The organism is Enterococcus quebecensis (assembly GCF_001730365.1).
Taxonomy (GTDB): Bacteria; Bacillota; Bacilli; order Lactobacillales; family Enterococcaceae; genus Enterococcus_L; species Enterococcus_L quebecensis.
The window spans coordinates 76,369-100,782 of sequence record NZ_MIKB01000016.1 but is presented as its reverse complement, the minus strand read 5'-3'; the positions used below and the strand labels follow the sequence as shown (position 1 = coordinate 100,782).

19 protein-coding genes are annotated in these 24,414 nt (G+C 36.1%); 2 read left to right on the top strand and 17 right to left on the bottom strand.

Annotated elements, in window-relative coordinates:
- Nucleotides 1-30: 30 nt before the first annotated feature.
- The 10 genes from mutL to BCR23_RS11625 all read right to left on the bottom strand — a co-directional run bounded on the left by mutL (nucleotide 31) and on the right by BCR23_RS11625 (nucleotide 12,875).
- Complete coding sequence (gene mutL / locus BCR23_RS11670; RefSeq protein WP_069635660.1) at nucleotides 31-2,118, bottom strand: DNA mismatch repair endonuclease MutL; 2,088 nt, start codon at nucleotides 2,116-2,118, stop codon at nucleotides 31-33.
- A 39-nt stretch (nucleotides 2,119-2,157) separates the two neighbouring features.
- The gene (mutS, locus tag BCR23_RS11665; RefSeq protein ID WP_069635659.1) at nucleotides 2,158-4,725 is read right to left on the bottom strand and encodes a DNA mismatch repair protein MutS; all 2,568 of its coding nucleotides are present in this window, start codon (nucleotides 4,723-4,725) and stop codon (nucleotides 2,158-2,160) included.
- A gap of 2 nt (nucleotides 4,726-4,727) precedes the next feature.
- Complete coding sequence (locus tag BCR23_RS11660) at nucleotides 4,728-5,096, bottom strand: YlbF/YmcA family competence regulator (RefSeq protein ID WP_069635658.1); 369 nt, start codon at nucleotides 5,094-5,096, stop codon at nucleotides 4,728-4,730.
- Nucleotides 5,097-5,208: 112 nt separating this feature from the next.
- The gene (locus BCR23_RS11655) at nucleotides 5,209-5,541 is read right to left on the bottom strand and encodes a hypothetical protein (protein ID WP_083241961.1); all 333 of its coding nucleotides are present in this window, start codon (nucleotides 5,539-5,541) and stop codon (nucleotides 5,209-5,211) included.
- A 155-nt stretch (nucleotides 5,542-5,696) separates the two neighbouring features.
- A complete protein-coding gene (locus tag BCR23_RS11650; protein WP_069635657.1) occupies nucleotides 5,697-6,749 on the bottom strand; it encodes a WxLIP family cell surface protein in 1,053 nt (350 codons plus the stop codon).
- Between the two features lie 86 nt (nucleotides 6,750-6,835).
- Nucleotides 6,836-7,420, bottom strand: coding sequence for a WxL domain-containing protein (locus BCR23_RS11645; RefSeq protein ID WP_069635656.1), 585 nt, complete (start codon nucleotides 7,418-7,420; stop codon nucleotides 6,836-6,838).
- On the bottom strand, nucleotides 7,421-7,684 hold the full coding sequence (locus tag BCR23_RS11640) for an LPXTG cell wall anchor domain-containing protein (protein ID WP_167352175.1): 264 nt from the start codon (nucleotides 7,682-7,684) through the stop codon (nucleotides 7,421-7,423).
- A 13-nt stretch (nucleotides 7,685-7,697) separates the two neighbouring features.
- Complete coding sequence (locus BCR23_RS11635) at nucleotides 7,698-10,103, bottom strand: MucBP domain-containing protein (protein WP_069635654.1); 2,406 nt, start codon at nucleotides 10,101-10,103, stop codon at nucleotides 7,698-7,700.
- Between the two features lie 285 nt (nucleotides 10,104-10,388).
- Nucleotides 10,389-11,888: a helix-turn-helix domain-containing protein gene (locus BCR23_RS11630; protein WP_069635653.1), complete on the bottom strand. Its 1,500-nt coding sequence runs from the start codon at nucleotides 11,886-11,888 to the stop codon at nucleotides 10,389-10,391.
- 189 nt (nucleotides 11,889-12,077) lie between these two features.
- Entirely contained in the window at nucleotides 12,078-12,875 is a 798-nt protein-coding gene (locus BCR23_RS11625) for a TIGR00282 family metallophosphoesterase (protein ID WP_069635652.1), read from the bottom strand.
- A gap of 472 nt (nucleotides 12,876-13,347) precedes the next feature.
- On the opposite strand from BCR23_RS11625, the gene BCR23_RS11620 reads away from it, so the two are divergent.
- On the top strand, nucleotides 13,348-13,551 hold the full coding sequence (locus BCR23_RS11620) for a helix-turn-helix transcriptional regulator (RefSeq protein ID WP_069635651.1): 204 nt from the start codon (nucleotides 13,348-13,350) through the stop codon (nucleotides 13,549-13,551).
- Between the two features lie 316 nt (nucleotides 13,552-13,867).
- Here BCR23_RS11620 and BCR23_RS11615 read toward each other — a convergent pair whose 3' ends face one another.
- From BCR23_RS11615 to BCR23_RS11595, 5 genes are all read right to left on the bottom strand, one after another.
- Nucleotides 13,868-15,313 carry a MucBP domain-containing protein gene (locus BCR23_RS11615; protein ID WP_069635650.1) on the bottom strand — a complete coding sequence of 482 codons (1,446 nt, stop codon included), beginning with the start codon at nucleotides 15,311-15,313 and terminating at the stop codon, nucleotides 13,868-13,870.
- A gap of 307 nt (nucleotides 15,314-15,620) precedes the next feature.
- On the bottom strand, nucleotides 15,621-17,264 hold the full coding sequence (locus tag BCR23_RS11610) for a peptide ABC transporter substrate-binding protein (protein ID WP_069635649.1): 1,644 nt from the start codon (nucleotides 17,262-17,264) through the stop codon (nucleotides 15,621-15,623).
- A 179-nt stretch (nucleotides 17,265-17,443) separates the two neighbouring features.
- Nucleotides 17,444-19,000, bottom strand: a complete 1,557-nt coding sequence (gene rny / locus BCR23_RS11605) for a ribonuclease Y (RefSeq protein ID WP_069635648.1) — start codon at nucleotides 18,998-19,000, stop codon at nucleotides 17,444-17,446.
- Between the two features lie 258 nt (nucleotides 19,001-19,258).
- On the bottom strand, nucleotides 19,259-20,311 hold the full coding sequence (gene recA / locus BCR23_RS11600; protein WP_069635647.1) for a recombinase RecA: 1,053 nt from the start codon (nucleotides 20,309-20,311) through the stop codon (nucleotides 19,259-19,261).
- A 107-nt stretch (nucleotides 20,312-20,418) separates the two neighbouring features.
- Nucleotides 20,419-21,666 (bottom strand): competence/damage-inducible protein A, encoded by a 1,248-nt coding sequence (locus tag BCR23_RS11595; protein ID WP_069635646.1) that lies wholly within the window; start codon nucleotides 21,664-21,666, stop codon nucleotides 20,419-20,421.
- A gap of 262 nt (nucleotides 21,667-21,928) precedes the next feature.
- Between BCR23_RS11595 and BCR23_RS11590 the strand changes: the two genes are divergently transcribed.
- Nucleotides 21,929-23,101 carry a hypothetical protein gene (locus tag BCR23_RS11590; RefSeq protein ID WP_069635645.1) on the top strand — a complete coding sequence of 391 codons (1,173 nt, stop codon included), beginning with the start codon at nucleotides 21,929-21,931 and terminating at the stop codon, nucleotides 23,099-23,101.
- 57 nt (nucleotides 23,102-23,158) lie between these two features.
- Here the strand turns inward: BCR23_RS11590 and BCR23_RS11585 are convergent, their stop codons facing one another.
- Together BCR23_RS11585 and BCR23_RS11580 are read right to left on the bottom strand one after the other, a co-directional pair.
- Nucleotides 23,159-23,782: an NAD(P)-dependent oxidoreductase gene (locus tag BCR23_RS11585; protein WP_069635644.1), complete on the bottom strand. Its 624-nt coding sequence runs from the start codon at nucleotides 23,780-23,782 to the stop codon at nucleotides 23,159-23,161.
- Nucleotides 23,783-23,852: 70 nt separating this feature from the next.
- On the bottom strand, nucleotides 23,853-24,275 hold the full coding sequence (locus BCR23_RS11580; protein ID WP_069635643.1) for an Rrf2 family transcriptional regulator: 423 nt from the start codon (nucleotides 24,273-24,275) through the stop codon (nucleotides 23,853-23,855).
- Nucleotides 24,276-24,414: the final 139 nt, after the last annotated feature.

Sequence of the window (24,414 nt, the reverse complement as noted above, 5' to 3'; positions counted from 1 at the left end):
TTGTATAAACCTTCTTCCTCATATCATTTTTTAATGTGGATCTTGAATTCGTTTAAACATTTTTTCCATGTCTGAATTTGTAAAGTGGATCAGTACAGGGCGACCATGTGGGCAATTAAAGGGATTCTCACAAGTTTCAAGATCCTTCAATAACACTCTAGCTTGTTGTTCATTTAAATAATGGTTAGCTTTAATCGAACGCTTACAGCTCATCATAATCGCTGTGGCTTCACGGAATTTTTTTACACTGACTTTTCCTGTGGTCAAGAACATATCAATCATTTCACGGATAATGTTCTCCTCTTCACCTGCAGGATACCATGTTGGATGCGAACGAACAATAAAGCTATTTTGTCCAAAATCTTCTAAATGAATACCAACTTCTGCTAATGTTTCTTTTTGTTCTTTGATTTTTAATGCATCACTGTTTGGATAATCAATGACGATCGGTACAAGTAATTCCTGTAAATCATCGGTTACTTCACCGATTTTTTCTCTAAAATATTCATATTTAATTCGCTCTTGAGCGGCATGTTGATCGATGATGTATAACCCGTTTTTACTTTGAGCAAAAAGATAGGTTCCGTGCATCTGACCAAAATACTCTAATTCTGGGAAACGTTCTTTCGGTCGTTCATCTGATAATTTATTCAGTGCTTGATTTAACTCCCGTTGAGAGTTAGTTGCTGAAAAATCAAATTCTGGATGATGGCTTAATTCTTCTTCATAAACTTGTTCATCTACCGCTGTAGCTTCTTCTTTTTGGACTTCCGCTGACTCTTTCGGCTCAACTGAAAGCTCAGTTGGATTTGAATCAACCAGAATTGGCGTTTCTTCATATGGCGAGCTGAAAGCATGTGCCATCAAAGCTTCTCTATCAAGCTCTTCTTTAGTGATTTTTTCATCTGGTTTCTCTTGGTCGTGTGCAGGTTTCTGAGTGGAAAATCCTGCAGTGGTTTCTTTGACAAAAAAGTTCCCACTGGCTGGATCGTATCCTAAGCTCCCTGGTTTACGAATAGGTTTAGCCGTTTCCTCTTGTGAAGTTAAAGGAATTTCCATTTGTTCAACTTTAGGTTGCTGCTCAACTTTCTTTTTAAAGCGGAGATTATCTGCTGCATTTGGAATCAGCTGTTCATGACTTAAAACCTCACGAATCGCTTCACTAATCAAGACCATCAATTCTTTTTCTTTACTTAAGCGAACTTCTTGTTTTGTTGGATGGACATTGACGTCAACCAATAGCGGATCCATCTCGATTTCTAATACAGCAAGCGGGAAACGTCCTACCATTAATTTGGAGCCATAGCCATCAACAATCGCCTTATTCAAGGCGAAATTTTTAATGTAACGTCCATTGATGATTGTTGATAAGTAATTACGGCTTGCTCTAGTTACTTCTGGTAAAGAAATATAACCTGTTAACTTAAAGTCTAAATCTTCTGCTTCGATTTTCAGCATTTTCTTTGCTGTCCCAATGCCATAAATGCCAGCAATTGTTTGTTTCAAGTCGCTATTTCCAGTGGTATTCATCATTTTATTGCCATCGTGAACTAAACGAAAAGCAACATTAGGGTGACTTAAGGCCAAACGATTAACGATGTCGCCTACATTAGCTAACTCCGTTTGAATCGTTTTGACATATTTTAGACGAGCGGGTGTATTGAAAAATAAATTAGAAACCGTAATTTTTGTTCCCTTTCTTAAAGGAGCAGGACGATGTTCTTCCACCTTACCACCTTTCATCTGAACATAACTGCCTTCTTCTTCCTCAGAAACAGCAGTTTCTACAATGACTTCAGAAACGGAAGCAATACTGGGCAATGCTTCTCCACGGAATCCTAAACTGCGAATGCGGAATAAATCATCCCTTGTATGAATCTTGCTCGTTGCATGGCGTTTAAACGCACTAAGAATATCTTCTTTTGCGATTCCTTCACCATTATCGATCACTTGAATCGTTTTTAATCCTGCTTCTTCAATAAAAATATCGATTTGAGTACTACCGGCATCGATCGCATTTTCCACAAGTTCTTTAACAACTGATGCAGGACGTTCTACTACTTCACCAGCAGCGATCTGATTGGCAAGTTGTTCTGATAATTCTTGTATTTTCCCCATCTGTCCGATCCCTTCCTTGCTCAGTTTTTTTCTCTACGTTTAAATTCTTTTTTGTAACTCGTGCAATTTATTTAAAGCATCCATTGGTGTCATTTCTAATAGGTTGATTTTCTTTAGTGTATCAATCACACCTAATTCATCTGTGGAAACTTCTTTGAATAGTGATAATTGTTCTGTATCTTCTTTGATCTCACTTGTGTATTCAATAGCCTTAAGTGGTTGTTCTTCTGATTCTAATGCAGAAAGGATTGTTGCTGCACGATCTAATAAAACACTTGGTAAACCAGCAATCTTGGCTACATGAATACCGTAGCTTTTATCAGCTGGTCCGTCCATCATTTTATGCAAGAAGACCACTTCGCCATTTTTTTCTACCGCACCAACGTGAACATTTTTCAATCCAGTCAAAGTTTCATCTAAGACAGTCAATTCGTGGTAATGGGTAGAGAACAATGTTTTCGCTTTAACTTCTCGATGGATGTACTCAATAATTGCTTGTGCCAACGCCATCCCATCATATGTTGCAGTTCCTCGACCTAGTTCATCAAATAAAATCAAGCTATTTGGCGTAGCATGACGTAGTGCCTGATTAGCTTCCATCATTTCCACCATGAAGGTACTTTGACCAGCAATCAAATCATCTGACGCACCTATTCTAGTGAAAATTTGGTCAAAAATCGGTAGCTCCGCAGATTCAGCTGGGACAAAACAACCGATTTGAGCCATTACAACAGTCAATGCTAACTGGCGCATGTAAGTACTCTTACCAGACATGTTTGGTCCTGTGATCAGTAGGATAATATTGTCTTTACTCATATGCACACTATTTGGAATATATTCTTGGTGTCCTAAGACTTTCTCTACAACTGGATGACGTCCTTCAACAATGTGTAGTTCTTTGCTGTTGCTTTTAAGCGTTGGACGAACATATTGATATCTTTCGCTCACTGTAGCAAATGCTTGCAACACGTCAACTGCACTAATGGTTTTCGCTAATTTTTGCAGACGTTCGATATTAGTTTTGACTTGTTCTCGAACTTCTAAGAATAATTGATATTCTAAATCCACTGATTTTTCTTCTGCTTCTAAAATCAACGTTTCCATTTCTTTTAGCTCAGGAGTAATGAATCGCTCTGCATTAGCCAAGGTTTGTTTTCTTTCGTACTTTCCTTCAGCTAAATTTGCCAGATTGGATTTTGTTACTTCTATATAATAACCAAATACTCGATTGAAGCCTACCTTCAAGGTTTTGATACCTGTTTCTTGGCGTTCTTTTGCTTCTAGTTCAGCTAACCATTGCTTACCGTGGCGCATAGCATCACGATACTCATCTAATTTTTCATTGTAATTGTCTTTAATGATATTTCCTTCTGTAATCGCAAGGGGAGCCTCTTCATTGATTGCTTGGTTAATCAACTCAACAATATCTTCTGCTGGATTTAAATCTAGTAATAGATCATTCCATTCACCTTGGTTAATCCCTACAATCAGCTCACGAACAAGAGGCACTTGTTCTAGCGATGTTTTTAGTTGGATCAAGTCACGTCCATTCACATTCCCAAAAGCTACACGACCAGCCAAACGCTCTAAGTCATAGACTTTCGTTAATGTTGATTGCAAATCAACACGTTCAAAGTAGGCATTCAATAAGGATTGAACCATTTCTTGACGGGTTTGGATTTGTTTTTCTTGAATCAAAGGACGATCTAACCATTGTTTTAACAAACGGCCGCCCATTGCGGTTTTAGTTTCGTCCAATAACCACAATAAGGTGCCTTTTTTCAAGCCAGTCCGAATCGATTGAGTCAGCTCTAAGTTAAACTTAGAATAGTGATCCATTTTTAAGAAATGATCTGGCTGATATTCCACAGCTTTTTGAATATGGGCTAAACTCCGTTTTTGAGTAGTCGTTAAATAGGTTAGTAGTTTCCCAGTTACTTCCACTTCCAAAGGATGCGTTAATTCACTTGTTAAAAAGCTAAATTCCGCATTTTCTTCCGCTTGGTTCTGCTCAGAAAAAATGATATTTAAACGATCTTTCAGTGTTTGCTGTAATGTTTCTGATAGCGGGCTGCCTAAAACGATTTCCTTCGTTTGAAGTGCTGACGCTTCATTGATTACGCCGTCTTCATCACCCAAGACAGCAGTTTTCAACTCTCCAGTGCTTAAGTCCACATAGGCTAAACCAAATATACCATTTTCTTCCACAATAGCAGTTAAATAGTTGTTGTCTTTGGCATCTAAGCCTTTACTAGTCATTACAGTTCCTGGAGTAATCAGCTGAACAACTTCACGCTTGACCATTCCTTTAGTTGTTTTAGGATCCTCTACTTGTTCGCAAATGGCTACTTTATAGCCTTTTTCGATCAATGTATCAATATAGCCTTGAGCTGCATGATGAGGTATACCACACATTGGAATCGGATCGTCAGCATTCCGATTACGGCTAGTTAAGGTTAATTCCAATAATTGTGATGCATTAACTGCATCTTCATAGAACATTTCATAAAAGTCGCCTAATCGGTAAAATAGGAAAGCGTCCTGATATTGATCTTTAATTGCTAAGTATTGTTCCATCATCGGTGTGTTCTTGGTTTTTTGCGGCATTGTTACCCTTCCTTCTCTAATTCTTCGTTGATTCTATATTGGATCATGTCTGTGACGTGCTGTAAGAGGTCGTTGGCTTCCATCAATTGTTCTCTATATGCGACAACTAAGGGATGTTCATCAAATTCTTTGGTCAGCTCATCCGCTCGTTTGATTGCTGCTTTTTCCGCTTCCGGTTTGTCATAATGAGCAAATTGAACCGCATCTTTTTGAGCAGCTTTAATTTGCTCCACAAGATCCGTGAGCTTTTCATTATTTTGAACTTTTTCTTCCAGTTCTTTGTAGCGTTTGATCAGATCGTCTTCGCCGATTAAGGCTAATAATTTAGTTAACTCTTCATTGATTCCTTTATCTGTAATGGATGGCTCCATGTTTTCACACCTTCATTTTGGGTAATATTTTGTTAGAAAGTAAGTCTATTTATTTTAACATACATCTAGTAGAATCAACAGTTCACAGGAAAGAAAACAGCACGCCTCCTTTCTATAGATAGCTTACATACAAAACCAACAAACATAGGGCTAAGGAAATGAATACTAAGACAAAATGGATCAGTTCATTTGTCTTTCCACCAGTAGACGTTGATGCTGCAGGTCTATACGTTGGGTTGATGCTTTTAGCGTTGTAATCCACAACACTATGAAACAAACTGTCTGATGGCACTAAAAACAAAAGCATGACCGCATAAATAACAGCAGTCGGTATAAAAATTGACGTTTTGATCCAAAAGCTGATTAACGCTCCTAAAATCAGAGGAACAATAACATATAGTGCACCAATAATCGCTGCTCTTAAATATCCTTTTTTCATCTTCATCATCCGTCCCCCTACCTCTTTGTTAAATACATTATTTGCAGTTTATTGTATAACATACGCTAAAAATTGGAAATAGTATTTAAATAAAAAAGTGAGGCTCCCCTTCCACTGGGGTGCCTCACTCCTTTACTTTACATTCTATTTTGGATAATCTATTACTGTTTCTTTAATTCTTCTACTTGTTCTTCCAAAGCTTTGATTTTTTGTTGTCTTTTTCTATATATCATAAATAAAATAATCAATACTAATAACACCAAGAAGATCACTAGATAAAGTACGTATTTATCTTTATCCCGATGAATATACGCTTTGTCATTCAATGTTTGAGCTTCTTTCGCTTTTATCTCAAACTCTTTTTCAAAATCCCAAGCCTTCCCTTTGGATTCTGCATGAATAGCTAATAGATATTTACCTGGCTTAAATTCTGTTTCTTGTAAACTTACTGGGTAGTTAAAAACCGAATTCGGTGCCATTTGCAGTTCACTTTTACTCGTTTCGTAAAGGATCTTGTCTGTATTTTTCTTTGTGATTTTTACATTTACATTCATTCGATTTAAATAGGCTGCGTTAGGGTTAGCCAAATGGGCAAAGACCACATTTCTATTATTGACTTGCCCTAAGCTTACTTTTGATAATTCTAGATTCGGTGTTACTTCTTTATTCCCGTGAAGAACTAGTGCGATTACATACCCAAATTGATTTTTGATGGCTACATCAGCTGTTGTTTTTTCAGGTTCTTCTGTATTTTCGCTAGTGAAAACAATCCCGCCTGACAAAATTCCTGAAAAATCTTTTTCCGGCATTGTGATAGTATATTCCACTTCTGTTGATTCGTGAGGTGCTAAGGTAATTTTTTGTGTATTTGTTTTGACCAACTTACTTAAATCATAGGGTAAGTTGATTGATTGGTTTTTATCACTATTGATGTACTCCACCACTCCATTTGTGTTGGTTGTAGCTGTCTTGACTTGGGTATGGATAATTTGTTCTTGATCAGAACGATTGGTGACTTTCGCTTTTATGGTATGAGTTTCTTTTGGCGTAAGTCGTAAATCAAAATATGTTTTTGTCTCATCGACTTGCTTCGTTGAAGGAACTGCTTTTACTTCATAACCTGCATCTTGTGCCCAGACATTCAGTGTTCCTACCATACACCCAAATACAAACCCTATCAGCGGCAACAAAACTTTAAGCGTTCGTTTCAACATATAAATTCCTCCATTTTTTTGATTTCTATGTACATTTACCGAGCAGAGCAAAACGGCTTTAAGTTTGCTCCGCTCACTAATTTATGTTAATTGTTTTCTGGTTGATCTAATAATGTCCAAGTCAATGTCGTTTCGTATTGTTTCGCTACTTTGACCGTCTCACCGGGTACTTCTAAAACAGCTGCATCTTTATCAAAACTTTCAATTGTCACACCATTACCAAGACCTGCCGTAGCATCTAATATTGTTGTTGCGGACCCATCTGTATTTAATACCACATCTTTTTTAGCATTGGCTTTACCTGTTGATTTTTCTGAAATTGTTGGTGTTTTTAAGGTAATTTGAGCATTTTCTAACTCTTTTTTGTCGGCTTTAAGTTGTCCATTTTCAGCAACTTGGACTGTCCAACCAGCTTCTGTTCCTCGGATATCTTGAACTGTTGTTGTTGTTTCTACTTTATTTTTATACACTTCATCTTTAGCTGAAATCGGATTAGAACCGAAATCAAAATCGGCGACATTTAATAATGTTAATGCGCCTTCTGTAGGTGCAGTAAAACCAATGTCACTTTTTGAGGTTGGTTTAGCTACTTCCTCTGCATTTACAATGACGCTTCCACTTAAAACCATTGATACTAGTGTAAATCCGACTAAAATTTTGTTTGTTTTCATTTACTTTCTCTCCTCATTCTTTAAAGTTCTATATGATATCATTCCAGTTATAAATAACAGAATGGATATTCCACTGATTCGTAATTCTTTGTTTTGTTGATCATCACCTGTTTTAGGTAGGCGCTGCTCTTTGTTATCAACTTCGTAAAAACCGATGCTTGCTTTGCTATTTTCTGCGGCTTGGCTTTCTTTCATTTCAGTTAGAGAAAAAAAGTAAGAACACAACACTAACAATTGAAGCCATTTTCTTTTTTTATTTTTCATAACTGAACGCCTTTCAATCATTGGGCACAACATCGTACAATTCCCAACGAATCTCTCCCGAGTATTGATCTGCTAACACTTCTCCCGACTTCACGGAGACTTTCAATCCATCATCAGAGGTTGTCCAATGGTGGGTGACGTTATACTCATCATGCGTCGTTGTGACTGCTGATTGAATGACTGTTGATGAGTCTACTCGTATAGGGAACGACTGACCATCTTTTACATAACACAACGCTTCTGGCAAGCTACGCTGTGTTTTGTTGCCAGTCAGAGATTTACTCAGGGTTGCTCTTAATTGCCAATTTGAACCTAAGATTCTTGTATCTTTCACAACGAGGTCTTTATCTTTTGACTCAATCTTGTACTCTTCATCTTTCTCTGATAAGTCATGCGTACCAAAACTAATTTGCGTTGGTACCGCTGAAAAATTCAAGTGACCTTGATAATTATAGACAACCGTTTGTTCTTTCGTTAAAAATGTCCCTGATTCATTTTCTGGTGTCTTTATCAATGTATATCCTGAAATTTCTTTGGCCTTTGCTTGATAAGGCATGTTGATTTTTCCTTCCAAGACTTCAGTGGACGCAATTTCTTGTCCATCTTCATTCAAATATTTTACAATAATCGGTTCACCTTTGATCAAATCAACTTTAAGTAGAGCTTCATTGCTCACCTTAGATTCCTCATTTGCAGTAACGATAGCTGTGTTTGGAATCACAATTTGATTGATTGTTGGATCAATTAATTCTTCTTGATTTAAATTTAAGCTGCCAACCAATTCCATCGTGTATATTTTTCCATAAAATGATTTGTCGGCCAAGCTTTCTGTTTTCGCTTCAATACTTAGTTCATTTGCTTCATTTGTACTGATCGTAAAACGATTTGTTGCATCACTACCCGCTTCATCTTTAATAGATACATCTTCTCCAGAAAGTTCTACTGCATCCTCTAGCTTATCGGTAATTTTTAATGTCTGGATAGGAAAACGTTGTGAATAAGCCGGTATTTTTTGTGAAATACTATATAATTGTCTTTTTTCAGTTCCGTTGTAATCAAATTGTTCTCCAGATTTGACTGGTGCTTCCAATTCTTCACCATTGATAATGTCACCTAGCCCTGGAAAATCGTCATAGTCAAACATCCCCGTACTTTCTTCAGTACTGACTGGCATGTTCGTATGGATATCATATCCAGAAATAACACTTCCTAGCACTCGTCCTTGAGTATCATCTAATATAACTGAGGCTCGTGGCGCTAACACTGTGCCGATAAATATTGACGCATTACTTCTAAATTTGATCTCTTCTTCTTCATCATTAAAATTATGAACCAGATGTGTAGCAATTTTATAGGTTTTATCTTTTAACTCTTCAGAAATTGTATGACTGTCTGATTTTATTAAAGGAACAGCTTGATCTGCGTATTTCCCTTCAAAAAAGATCCCGTTATTCCCTTCAAACTTGTACTCTTCATCCCCTGGTAGATTTGGGTAAGCAGTCGCATGGAAAAACGTGCTGCCACTGAAATTAAACGATGGAAAATGTTTATAATTAATAATCACATATGGCGGCAACATTGTATCTGGATCGTAATTGGTATAATTGATTGATATATCCTGAGCATTTTTAAAATGATCAATTCGGCCATCAATATCAACAATTGCAACAGCTTGAGCCGTCACTCCTTTTTTCAAAGCAACATTGATCTGAATTGATGATTGTCCTCCCCAGTCATTTGGGTTCACAACTTTTTTCGCCGTATTTATCTCTGCCGATTGAACCGCTGAATTATAGATCACGGCTTCTTCTGTATCAATCAACCCTGCATAGTAATCACTGACAGATTGAATGTTACTCGTTACTTGAGAGAAATCTGAAATACCATTGTCCACAAATGTCGGAAATGACTCTAGGGAGTCATTGTAGATTCTTTTAGAAAAATTTTCCCGTAGTCCAGGATAGTACTGTAACGCATCTTTCAATTGCTTTTCCGTTGGCAAATCACTGATATAAAAATGCAAGTCTTCACCATCAACATACTTAAAACTTTGTTCATTAGCATACAAACGGATAATATCACTACCAGTAATCGTCTCAGAAACAATCGCTGGATCGATTTGTTCCCGATCCCATTGGCGCAACGATTGTTGATAATTTTGAAAACCGCTCTTGGATAGTCCTGAGGAACCGTTAGATGTAATATTTTTCGCTAAAAACTGACCAACAAGTTGTTTTTCCTGTAACTGATCGGTATTAAAATAAAGTGTGCCGCCAGCTGTTAAATTAGTTTTTGTTGAAACCCCTAGCGGATATCCTAAAGGTGGAGAAGAAGTATCTGCAAAAACATCCTGCGTTGAACTAAACACATGTAACAAACAGAACATTAAAATGAATAAACTAAAACTATGCTTTTTCATCGATTCTCCTCCTATCTACTTTTTTCATTGCACAAAAATAATTACAAGCGTTTTTTATTACAATGAAATAATACAATTTTTTTCAGAAAAAATTTATATAATTATGAAACAATCTGTTTCATTTTCAAAAAAACAACAGTTCTTCACCTGAAAAACCTATTGTTTACAGTAAAAAAAGCTATAACAAAACAGTTGATTGTTTTGTTATAGCTTTATCAAAAATTAAATATATTTTAGCGAAAAAATAGATATTTCTAACCGATTATGTTCTGGTTCCTACTGTAACTAAAAAATTGTTTTGTAAAAAATTTTATTAATCGTATCGATCATTTTTCCCCATTGTTTTGGATTCAACTGCTCATCAAAATAGAAATGTTCTGTCTGAGGGTTTACTGCCTCATAAGAGTCCGAGATAACCAAATCAGCTATTAACACATCATTAGTGAACTTGATTCGATCCTTGTTATAAACATCTAGAATAACTTTCTTAATCCCATCAGCCAAAATCAAATTATTATTGAAAATAACACAAATCGACATACTTCCTGCTTTTTTACTTAAGTAAATTCCTGAATAAATTGTCAATGAAAGAATTGACATAACACCTTTCAATGATTTCTTATTTATTTTGGAATAAAACACCTGTTGTTCAATAATTCTAGTGATTTTTCGGAAAACTTCCACATTTGATTCATCGTAATCAATCATTGAATGAAAAGATAGTCCGTTTTTATAGTAACCTGAAATATCAATATTGATGTGCTTGATGTAAATCAATAAAATAAGCAAGTAAAAATAAAAATCAATATACCCTTCTTCTGTATATTCTATGTCAAATTCTTGCTGTACTTCTGCCATTAACCTCGTTGTATAGGCCGCTATTTCTAATGATGATTGTTGATAATCTTGAACGATTTTCTTTTTCGTTTCCTGTGAATCTAAATTGTAGATTAACCCTCTAGTGGCATACAATAATAATGCGCGTTCTTTTTTATACAACTCATTTGTAAGCCGTTGTTTAAGCAAGGGCAACAATTCTGCATCTTTGGTGTCAAAATAAGCAATATCTGACATAAATTCTTCAGATATTTCTACATAATTCTTTTGCCAGAGTACTCTTTTCAGGGTAATCAGCTGGATAAATCGTAATTTTGCACGTTGTGATTCTGATAACGAAGTCGTATGATCAAAATAACCCTCGATTTCTTCGACTTCCCACCACGATTCAGGATAATTATTATTCCCATATTCAGTTGACTTAAAGACTGACCAATATGAATAAAAACTAAACAGTCGAATCCCTATTTCATTGCCGATCAAAGGACTGGAATGTTGATCAAAGGAAATTTTGCCACCAAAAGGAACGAGCATCTCTTTTAATACCCGCAATTGCTTGTAGACTGATGAGCTACTCATGTGTAAATCAAGAGCCATCGCTTCAATCGTTGTATAATGATTTCTCAATAGCCGATCTAAAATGAAAAAAATACCGCTTTTTTCAACGTAAAACAAATGGATATAATCAATCAAATAACCGACGCTATAAGATTCAGCTGTTTGGATTTGATAGGTACCTGTCTGACTGTTTTGTACTAAATGAACCTTCTCATCAAATGACTCTTCCACTTCTTTTGCCAAGTCATTAATATATCTGCTGAGGGTACTTTTCGTAAAATCATATTTCTGCAGTAACTCGCTGAAGCTCAACCCATTCTTTGAGAAAACAATTGATTTAAACAGTTCGAACTTCATCCGCTCTTTCTTTCCCATAAAAGAATTTCGCATAAATGCCCCCTTCTAATCTGCTATTTTATTTACTCCCCTCGGATTCTTTTCTTTATTATAGAACACTTTACTTTTCTCTTGTTCACAAATGCTCAAATTATTTTTTGTTGTGACATTAAAAAAAGAGATAAAAACAGCTCCTTTTGTGCTTAGAGCATTGTTTTTATCTCTTATTTATCTTAGTCTATATTATTCTTCAAACGGTCGATCTTCACTGATCTGGATGGGTTCGATTTTCTTTGCTCGTCCTGTCTGATCATCAATATCAATGACACAAGCAGACAACAAACTGCGCCCTTCCTCAACTACCTCAAAACGTTTCGGCAATGCTGTTCTGAATTTCTCAATAATTGGTCCACGTTTCATTCCTAAAATACCATCATATGGTCCTGTCATACCCACATCGCTTAAAAAGGCAGTACCTTCTGGTAAAATCCGCGCATCATTTGTCTGCACATGTGTATGAGTCCCAACTACGGCACTGACTTTCCCATCTAAAAACCAGCTCATTGCTTGTTTCTCACTGGTAGTTTCGCCATGGAAATCGACAAAAATCAACGGCGTCCGCTTACGTGCTTCAGCTACTAATTCCTCCGCTTTACGAAAAGGATCATCTATATCTGCCATAAAAACACGCGCTTGCATATTGATGACCGCTAACTCAAGTTGATTGACTTTCACAAACACCATACCCTGTCCAGGCGTCCCTTGCGGAAAGTTCGCTGGACGAATCATTTTTTTCGCATCATCAATAAATTCGAAAATATCTTTATTATCCCATGTGTGGTTGCCTAAAGTGACGACATCCACACCATCTTGTAAAAATTTTTTGTAAATCTTCCCAGTGATGCCTCTGCCTGCTGCTGCATTCTCGCCATTTAAGATCGTTACTTGAGGACGGTATTTTTTCTTTAGTTTTGGTAAATATGTGCTTATGGTATCTCGACCTAGCGAGCCAACAACATCCCCTATAAATAATATACGCAAAAAAATTCCTCTTCTCTTTTAATTTCTATTGTTATTATAGATGTTTTTTGATAGGAAGGAAAGGTTTCATAACGAATACTCTTGGAAAAGCTTTTCATATAATTGTATTTTAAAAAAATTAATAGAAAAATCCAACTCAGTTAAAATCCCTTTTTAAATGAAAAAAATTTATTTTCCCAAAGCATTTATCATCCGTCTTCAAGTTATACATCTGCATAAAATACTTATTTTTAAACAAAAAAAGACTTTACTTTATGTTTTTTTAAAAGTTCTTTAAATAATATGTTTATAACAAGAAGAATATCTGATACTATTACTATTAAGGAATGTTTACTTATAAATTAAAGCGGGATCGAAAAATGATTTTCTTGAGATATACTGGAAATCTGTAGCAAGAAAATCATTGTACATCTATCCCCAAAGAGTTCAATAAGTATCTACCTTAGCATTAATAATAAAGAGGAGATTAGCTATGAAGAAAACACTCAAAAATAAGAATAATCTACAAGAAACTAGGAGTAGTAGTGACATTAGTCAAGAAGAGCTTGCAGATAAAGTCAATGTCTCTGTTCAAACAATTAAAAGCATAGAAAAAGGAAGATATAAACCTTCTGACTCGTTAGCTTTGAATATCGCTCGTTCACTGAATAAAGAAGTCACTGATATTTTTTCTTAAATCCTAGCGATTTAAGAAAAAATATTTACAATCCAAAGTAACGCAATATTAAACTACTACTTGTCTGTCCCTTTACTTGGATTAGCATTCTCTGCGACCCTGTTTTTTTTATTTTATCAGATTTTTTCAAATAACAAGAAAACTATGCAAGAAGCTTAACCAAAAATTAGCTACTTACATAGTTTATTTACATACTCTTTATTTCTAGTAAACAATTCGTTATCTCTGTTCTGAAAGCTCTGCCTAGAGTTTCTCTACACGTTTCATTTTGATCATAAACAACAGCGATTTCTTTCAAAAGTTCTTATTTTTAGTCTTACCATCCAGGAATATGATATGTCGTAGAAGTTACTTCATACGTTACATCTATCTCAAGTTGATCTGCAGTCCCTGTATAATTCTCTGGAATATACTCTGGTTGTTCATTAAAGTATAAAAAGTTTGAATAACTGCTAATAGCTGTAATCAATCCTATTCCAGGCATATTAACAACCTTTGGAAAATAAAATGTTTCCATCGTTTGTCCATCTGGTTTCGTCATTAAAAATCTGATTTCTTTTGGCAAAGTATACACCGTTCCAATTTTTACAGTCAGTTGATCCGATGTTACAACACTACCTAGAGTATAGGTCTTCCCATCGTATGAACTCGTATAATAGTAGTCATCAATATCACTCACATCAGGTCGTAAGTAATCTGCATAATCTTTAAGTGCATTGAGAACAAGCGGGGCTTTCGTATTTTTATCAATATAATGAATATTTATTTTCGCTTCATCTGTGTAATATAATTTGATGACCATTTCATCTGTTGAAAACACTCCGTCAATTTCACCTTCTGAATGCTCAAACAAAAAGTTGGTGATTTCTTTTTTCTCGATATGAAATGCCTGACCTAATTCACCAGTCACAACCTCAGATGGCAGGATTTCATCCCCATTTTTGTCTAAATATTGAACAGTTAGGGTTCCTTTATTATCAGCCTCTTTTTTATATTCATAAACGACTGTTTGTTCTTTTTCTGCAAAAGTCCCTATAGCATTCGTTGGTAGCTTTGTTTCATTTAAAGTATAACCTTGGATCGGCAGCTTGTATTTTTCTGTAGATGCATCATAGTTCTCACCAATTAAACCAGTCATTGTTTGCGATACATGAAGTTCATTGTTATTTTCATCAACATAACGTACTAAGACCGTTGACTCAACTTCTGGCAAAGTAGTCTCTGAAACTGAGTAGTACCCAACATAGGTATACCCCTCAATTACAGCTGGTTCAAGACTTTTCACTTCACCATTATAAATTGAGATATTTTCTGACGGAATCAGCGGGTCTCCTGCTGCTAACGCAGTCATTGCAGTTGTTCCTATCGTTGCTGGAATAATAATAATAAGTAACAATTGACTGTACTTTTTTCGTTTATATAAAGCAAATAAACTAACAGCAACGAAACTACTTCCATATAATAGTAAATTAACGTGATCAATCTCTCCGGCTTTTGGTAAACTAGATTGATTCATTGGTTTTGAAGTGTTACCTGAATGAGTGTGATCATTCGTTCCAGAACTAGTCAAAGATTTTTGATAAACGAGATTATATTGTTCATTCTCCAAACTTATTGAAGGCTTGTCTTTGATAATAGTTTCTTGTTCTTCGGGACTAAGTGTGTCAATATCGTAAAAATTGATTTGCGCTGCTTCACTGGATAACGGCAATAAGAATAATGCCGTTATTAAAATGAATATACTAGCGATTATTTTTTTCATGAGTAAACTCCTATTTGTAATATGTATATTCACATAATAAATTAAAATGCAGATAAATGTTCTTTTTTATATATTTTTATTGTAAATTCAATCTATATGAAATGTTTTTTTGAATTTATAATAAATAATATGTATTATTGCCTTTGGAACCTTTTATCATACTCCTCAGTTTGATCATCTGTTCTTTACTTTTCTATGCATTTATTTTTATGAGTAGATGATCTTTTTATAAGCTTACCTAACCTTTGTCATATAAATAGTAAGAACCTCTTCCAGCGAAATTACTGGAAGAGGTTCTTACTATTTTTTAGTCCTCAATATAAGTCCATTTGAAGTCATATTTCGCACCTGTTGGGTGGTATACAACATCTTTGATTTTATCAGAACGTAGATGTGCTTCAGATTTTTGATACAATGGAATAACACCCATGTCACCCATTAATATTTTCTCTGCATCTAGCATATCTTTCCAACGTGCTTCTGGATCATTTGCATTTGTAGTTGCTGCACTATTTACTAATTTATCATATTCAGGGTTTGAATAGCGTCCTCTGTTATACGAATTACCTGTTGTAAATAAATCTAAGAAACTACTTGGATCAGCGTAATCAGCCCCCCAAGCACTCACAGCAATTTGGAAGTCTCCTTTGTTTGAACGATCCAAACGAACTGAGAATGGTACAGGGCTAACAGATACTTTTAGTCCTTCCAAAGTATCAGATAATGTTCCTTGAAGATATTCAGCCATTTTCTTTGCATTGTCTGTATCATCAATCAGTAAATCTACTGATAATGTAGAAACACCTAACTCGTCTTTCGCTTTTTCCCATGATTCTTTAGCTTTATCCACATCATAAGCAAGTTCGTCACCAAGTTCTTTAGTGAAATCTTCATTTGTTTTTGGATCAGTTGCTAGACCAACGGGTACTAAACCTGTTGGAACTGTTGAACCATTTGCTAAAATCTGCTCGACTAAAGCCTTGCGGTCAATTGCATAAGATATGGCTTTACGCAAGTTTACATTACGGTAAGGTGAGTTCTCTTCTCTTTGATTTGGTTCAAGATAGAAGGTTGAAGCACCTTTCAAAGTAATATAGTTGGGCTCATTTTTCATTTGTTGCGCTAACTCACCAGATAATGGCACTTCATCTGCTTGGCCATCTTGGAATAAGTTTAGTGATGTTGGCGCTTCTTTTACAACATCAATTGCTACTTTATCAAGTTTTACAGTATCTTTGTCCCAGTATTTATCATTTTTTGTATAAGACCAGCTCGTATCTGTTCCTGGTCCATCAAAATCAGTTAAAGTGAATGGTCCGTTGTAGACTGCTTTATCACTGGCTGTTGTATAGTCTTTGCCATATTTTTCAGCAATATCTTGTCTTTGCGGTAAGAATGATGGGAAAGCTAACAAGTAATCGAAATAGGGTGTAGCTTTTTCTAAAGTGATTTCTAATTCATAATCACCAGTTGCTTTGATCCCAAGTTCTTCTTTCTTCATTTCACCTTTAGAAATCTTTTCAGCATTTTTTACAGAGTTAAACATATATGCATATTCTGATCCTGTCTTGGGATCCACTGTTCTCTGCCAACCATAAACAAAATCCGCAGCTTTTACTGGTTTATCATCTGTCCATTTTGCATCTTCTCTTAGTTTAATTTTGTATGTTAGGCCATCCTCACTAACCACAGCTTTTTCGGCCGCTCCTGCTGGTTGAGGTTTATTCTCTTTATCTAGACGATAAATTCCTTCATAGACATTATTTAAAGCAATAAAACTTACTTCATCTGTTGCTAATGAAGGATCCGCAGTTGGCATTTCTTGTCTTTCGACAAATCTAAAAACTTTTTCATCACTGTTTGATCCGCTGCTAGCATTCCCGCCACAGGCAACTAGGGCAATACTTGATAAAGTAATTAAGCCCAGTAAGGCACTTTTCTTTAATTTCATATAAATAACCCCCAATTTTAATAAAAACTATAACGAATATATCAAAGTTGTGGGGTTGTCGTAATTAAAACACTAGGTTAATTTCAGTAAAAATATTCTGAATTTTTTCTAATTATATGAAAAAACAAAAAAAGAAGCAATGAGCCTTGAGGCTTTGCTTCTTTCAATATTACATTTTATTATTTCGCATAATCTACTGCACGTGTTTCTCGAATAACCGTCACTTTGATGTGACCTGGGTAATCCAAGTCGTCTTCGATCTTCTTACGAATATCTCTAACTAAACGAACAGCTTCTAAATCTGTAATTTCATCTGGTTTAACCATTACACGGACTTCACGTCCAGCTTGTACAGCAAAACTAGATTCAACTCCTTCAAATCCATTAGAAATATTTTCTAAGTTTTCTAAGCGTCGAATATAATTTTCCATAGACTCACTACGAGCCCCTGGTCTAGCAGCTGATAAAGCATCTGCTGCAGCAACCAATACAGAAATAACAGAAGTTGCTTCTACATCACCATGATGGGATGCAATCGCATTGATGACTGTTGAATTTTCTTTGTATTTGGCAGCTAATTCAGCACCAATCTCTACGTGAGAGCCTTCGATTTCATGATCCAGTGCTTTACCGATATCATGTAATAACCCTGCACGTTTTGCCAATTGAATATCTTCACCAATTTCTGCGGCTAAAACACCCGTTAGTTTAGCTACTTCAATCGAGTGATTTAATACGTTTTGACCATAACTTGTACGGAAACGCAATCGACCTAAAATCTTGATCAAATCTGGATGTAATGTGTGAGCACCCACTTCAAAGGCAGCTTGTTCACCGTATTCACGAATACGTTCATCCATTTCTTTACGAGATTTTTCAACCATTTCTTCAATACGAGCTGGATGAATCCGACCGTCTTGAATTAATTTTTCTAGTGTCATACGAGCGATTTCTCTACGAATTGGATCAAATCCTGAAAGTACTACCGCTTCCGGCGTATCATCAATAATTAAATCAATTCCCGTTAAAGTCTCCAACGTACGAATATTACGTCCCTCACGACCGATGATTCTTCCTTTCATCTCATCGTTTGGTAAACTAACAACAGAAACCGTTGTTTCAGAGACCGAATCAGCTGCACAACGTTGAATCGCTAGAGAAAGTAAATTTTTAGCTTTTCGATCTGACTCTTCTTTGGCACGTTGTTCAGATTCTTTAACCATTACTGTCAACTCGTGACTTAACTCTTCTTCTGTTGATTTCATAATAAGGTCTTTCGCTTCATCTTTTGATAGTGAAGCAATACGTTCTATTTCTTGGTGTTGCTTTTCAACTAGTTCTTCTACATCTTTTTCTCGCTCATCAATTAATTGCTGTCTAGCACCAAGTTTCTCTTCTTTTTCTTCCAGTGAGTTTTCACGTTTTTCAAGAGAATCATCTTTACGATCTAGCGTTTGTTCTCTTTGTAACAAACGATTTTCTTGAGATTTAAGTTCTACTTTGCTTTCTTTCAACTCACTTTCAATTTCTGAACGATACTTCTGGTTCTCTTCCATAGCTTCTAATAAAGCTGCTTTTTTCAGAGTTTCCGCTTCTTTATTGGCAAGTTCAATTATACCTTCTGCAGACGACTTTGCACCATCTATAGCCTTTTCATGACGTGATTTTGCAACGACTAACCCTAAACCAAGACCGACAATTACACCGATGATAGCGAGGAGAATTTCTAAACCCATTGTTTCCACCTCCGGACTATCTTCAAATTTTCAATATTCATGTAGTTTTCTGATAAACTATAATCAATTATCAATATGCCTACTTGCATAAGTGTATTTACATACAACTTTATTCTAATGTTTGTATCCCAGTGTGTCAACTCAAAAAAGCCCTTTCTAGACGAAAGAGCTCTTATGTTGAAAATAATTGCTGCTACGAAAAAAACAAACCAATGAAATGCTTTTAAAAGCACTTATTGGTTTGTTTTATAAAGTGTATTATTCTCCGTCAAGAGGTAATTCTTCTTGTCCTTCTTCAACTTCAATAACAGTCGTTGTTCCATCGCCGATACCAAATGCATCACGTACTCGTTTAGAAACTTCTTCCACCATTTCTGGGTGTTCAGTCATATAAACTTTGACATTTTCACGACCTTGACCGATTCGCTCTTCTTTATAGCTATACCAAGCACCACTCTTGTCAACAATGTCTTTTTCAACAGCCATATCCAGTAATTCTCCTTCTTGAGAAATCCCTTGGCCGTACATGATATCTACTTCGGCTACTTTAAATGGTGGTGCAACTTTATTTTTAACCACTTTGATTTTAGTACGGTTACCGATGATATCTGTTCCTTGCTTCAATTGTTCTGCACGTCTTACTTCTAAACGAACAGTCGCATAGAATTTCAAGGCACGTCCACCAGGGGTTGTTTCAGGATTACCAAACATAACACCGACTTTTTCACGAATTTGGTTAATGAAAATTGCGATTGTCTTCGTCTTATTGATTGAACCTGAAAGCTTACGTAAGGCTTGTGACATCAATCGTGCTTGCAATCCAACATGACTTGCTCCCATTTCACCATCGATCTCTGCACGAGGTACTAAGGCAGCTACTGAGTCAATAACAACGATATCAATAGCTCCACTGGAAACTAACGCATCTGCGATTTCTAATCCTTGCTCACCAGTATCTGGTTGTGAAAGAAGCAACTCATCGATATTTACACCTAATGCTTGTGCATACTGAGGATCTAAGGCATGCTCTGCATCGATAAAGGCTGCGGTTCCGCCTTGTTTCTGTACAGATGCAATTGCATGTAAAGCTACGGTTGTTTTACCTGAACTCTCTGGTCCATAAACTTCGATGATTCGTCCACGGGGATAACCACCTACACCTAATGCAACATCTAATGCTAAAGAACCACTAGGAATAGTTGAGATCTGTTGATCGATCTTTTCCCCTAATTTCATTACTGAACCTTTCCCAAAGTTCTTTTCGATTTTTTTTAGTGCGGCATCTAAGGCCACTTTACGATCATCTGCCAATCGATAATCCTCCTTATATATAAACGATTTAAATTCCTTTTCAATAAATATATCATAACTGGTTTATTTAAAAAAAGCAAGAGAAAAACGAACAAACATTCGCCTCTTTATTTTTTCTTATCTACTGCTCTACGAATCAAATCTAAACCTTTCATCACAGCACTTAAACGAATATACTTTCGATCACGCTTAAAATGTTGGAGTACAGCTATTGTCGGTTGTCCTTTTTCTGCCAAAGCAATCCAAACGGTTCCTGCTGCTTGTCCTTCTAATTCATTAGGACCCGCAACACCTGTAAATGATACAGCAAAATCTGTATCAGCCAGTTTTCTTGTTTGTTCTGCCATAGCAATTGCACAGGCTTCACTGGCCGTTCCTTCTTTTTCGAGTAATTTTCGATCAATAGCTAAAAATTGCTCTTTTGTTTCAGCTGAATATGTGACAAAACCTCCTTTAAACACTTCTGAAACACCAGAGACATCTCCCAAGGTACTTTGAAAAAGTCCTGCTGTCAGACTTTCCGCTGCCGAGATAGTTTTTCCATGCTTCTTTAATGCATCAACAGTTACTTTGACTAAGCTGTTCTCATCCCCATACCCATAAAAATATTCACCGACTTTTGTCATAACTTGGGATTCTAAGTGATCCAGCAACTGTTCACCTTCTACTTTATCAGCTATTTTAGCTGTTAAACGCAATGTGACTTCATTCGGTTTGGCATAAGGAGCGATTGTCGGATTGGTTTGCTCATCAATCAACTCTTTTAATTCTGTCACCAATTGCGACTCACCAATGCCATAAAATCTGAGAACTCTAGAGATTAGTTGCTCTTCTTGTGGAAAAAGTTCCTCTAACAACGGACGGGCATTTTGCTGAAACATTGGTTTTAACTCACTAGGTGGCCCTGGTAATAATAGATATGTTGTTTCATCTTCAGTAATCAGTGTTCCAACAGCCAAACCAGTCGGATTTTGAACAGCAATACCGCCCTCGATCATTAAAGTCTGTCTCAAATTATTTTCTGTCATTGTACTTTTTGAAAAAGTAAAAAACTCATGAAGACGAGCTAATGCTTGTTCATCTTCTACTAAAGAATGATGGATGTGCGCCGCAACGATATCTTTGGTTAAATCATCCTCCGTCGGCCCTAGACCACCGCATAAAACGATTAAGTCACTGCGACTTTGCGCTTCAACTAATAATTGTTCTAAGCGCTGGGGATTATCTCCAACAACGGTATGATAGTACACCTCGATTCCTAAATTTGCTAACTCTTCTGATAAGAACGTCGCATTCGTGTTTACAACTTGACCTAATAACAACTCTGTACCAACTGCAATAATCTCTGCTTTCATTTTTTCTCCTCTTCTCTAATAAGATACGAAAACGATTCTTATTTCATTTTATCACAGGAAATTTTTTTATATCTTCTAAACGACTTCGCTCATTTTATTTTCTAAAACGATGGATTAATTATCAAATTATTAATAATATGATACAATTTGTATATTCGTATATCATCTAATTTTAGAAGCTGACACTAAATTTTATCAATTCTAAAAATTAGTATTTTAGCGAGTGAAAGATTTAAGACAACTAAGGAGGAGAAAGACACTTATGGGAACGTTTATTATGTTGGTTGGTTTTTTAGGCGTAATTGGTGGAGGATTTTTTTTAGTACAATCCTTCATAAAAAAACAACCTAAGAAGAAAGCATTACTTTTAACCGGAATTAGTTTTATTGTAATGATTGGAGCTAGCTCCACACTGCCTGCAATCCCACAAATTGAATTAACTGAAGAATCCGTAGAAACAAATGCGCAAGGAACAGTAATAATCACAGGAAAAACAAATGAACAAAGTCATATCACTCTAGATGGAGAAAAAATCAAAACTAAAAAGGGCATATTTTCTTATGAAGCAACCTTAAAAGATGACCAACCGAAGAAACTAACGTTTGTCGCTTCAATTGGTGACAATGACAAAGCAAAAACGATCGAGGTTCGCCCCTCAAAAGCCTTCGTTGCTTTTTTAAATGAAGAAAAACAAGAACAAGAATCAATCAAAAAAGCGGAAACTGCTTTAGTTTTAGCCGAAAAAAAGCCGACTCAAAAAAATTATGATGAGGCTGCAACTCGTGTCACTTCACTTACTAAAGAACAAGATGATTTCACTAATCGTCTAGCAATAGTAAAAGAAAACATACCTATTTATGAAGCCGTCGAACTAGCAGAAACAAAACAAACAAAAGAACATATAGATTCGGCAGCAGCCTTGGTAGCCAAAGCCACTTTAAATAAAGATTCTTTGTTTAAAAGAGTCGCAACTCTTCAACAAAAAATCGCTGAAAAAGAGAAAACTGAAAAACAAATTGCAACTGCCCGTGAAGCGGTAGAAAAAGCTGAACAAGAACCCACAGATGAGCATTACAATTTAGCACTAGCTAAAATCAACGAGCTTCCAAACAATAATACAGAGTTAACAAAACGAGTTGAAAAGGTCAAACAAACCCTCACTGCTCAAAAAGAAGAAGCAAAAAGAGTCGCGGAAGCTCAAAAGAAAGCCGAACAAGAAGCACAAAAAGCGGTAGCTGAACAACAGCAAGCACAAGCGGCAGCAGCAGCTCAGACGCCCGCGCCAAACACACAAGCAACTGGAGAAATGGTTTTAGTTACTCGGACTGGAGACAAATATCATAATCGTAAATGCGGTAATGGAACGTACACTCCGGCGACATTAGAGGAAGCTAAAAATAGGGGATTAACTCCTTGTTCTAAGTGTTTCGGTTAAAAAAACAATAAAAAAGAATTTCCCACTTAACAGGGAAATTCTTTTTTTAGTATCATTCTATTGGTGAACGCTAAAGCGTTGATTTAGATGCGCACTATTTTGAATTTCATCGACCATTGCAATCGCATAATCAGCATATGAAATGTAGCTCTTACCCTCTTTATCTGTTTCCAATTCTTCACCCGCCGCAACATATTCACCTGTAGCAGGACCTTCAGCATCAAATTCTGCTGCTGGACTGATATATGTCCAGTTAACATTTTTAGACGCTTCCAATAAGTCTAATCCTTTACCCATTGCAGTAGCTAATGGTTGGTATGCTTCTGGAAATTCTGGTGTCTCACTTAAGCGTAGTGTATGCTCTGGATTAACAAATAAACTTCCAGCTCCACCAACAACCAACAAACGTGTTTTTTGATTTGTTAAGATATCGATCAAATGTTGTGTTGAACCAGTAAACTCACTAACATCACCCCAAAAACCTAATGCACTGACCAAAACATCAAAATCTTTCACATCATCTGTCGTTAATCCATATACATCTTTTTCAATAACTGGTGTTCCATCAGTGATCTTGGCTGCATCACGAACGATCGCTGTAACCTCTAATCCACGTTTTTTTGCTTCTTTCAAAATCGCTGAACCTGCTTTTCCGTTTGCTCCTAAAATTGCTACTTTCATATTCAATCTTCCTTTCTTCTAATGAAACTTTTTTTGTTACATTTTAACTTAAAAAAGAGAAGAGACACTTTCAGGCCTCTCGTTGCTTGATTTGATGAATCACATCAGACAATACAATCTCTTTTAATTCTGATTCCATGCTGTTTTGAACTTTTGCATATTGTTCTTCTAAAGCCGTTTGAATGTTTGCTCCTACTGGACAGTTTGGATTAGGATTTTGGTGAATATTGAATACCTCATGATCTAATTCAACTGCTTCGTAAATATCATAAAGCGAAATATTTTCTGCTTTTTTCAGCAAATAGGTTTGGGTTGCTCCTCTGCTTGTATGAATGAGACCTGCCTTTTTCAGCTTGCTCATTAATCTTCTAACTACAACAGGATTCGTATTTACACTTGAAGCGATCAATTCAGAATTGACACGATCGGGAGGCCCGATTTCTATCAAACTGAGTATATGAATCGCAACACTTAATTTCGTTGACATGGCCATGTCTATCACTCCAACTCTTAGTAACAAATTAAGTTACATTTAGATCTTACTGCCATCCGAGGAAAAAGTCAACAGATAATGCTCAACTTTTTTATAATAGACAACTATACATTTGCATCTCTGCACTTTTGTATCGCTC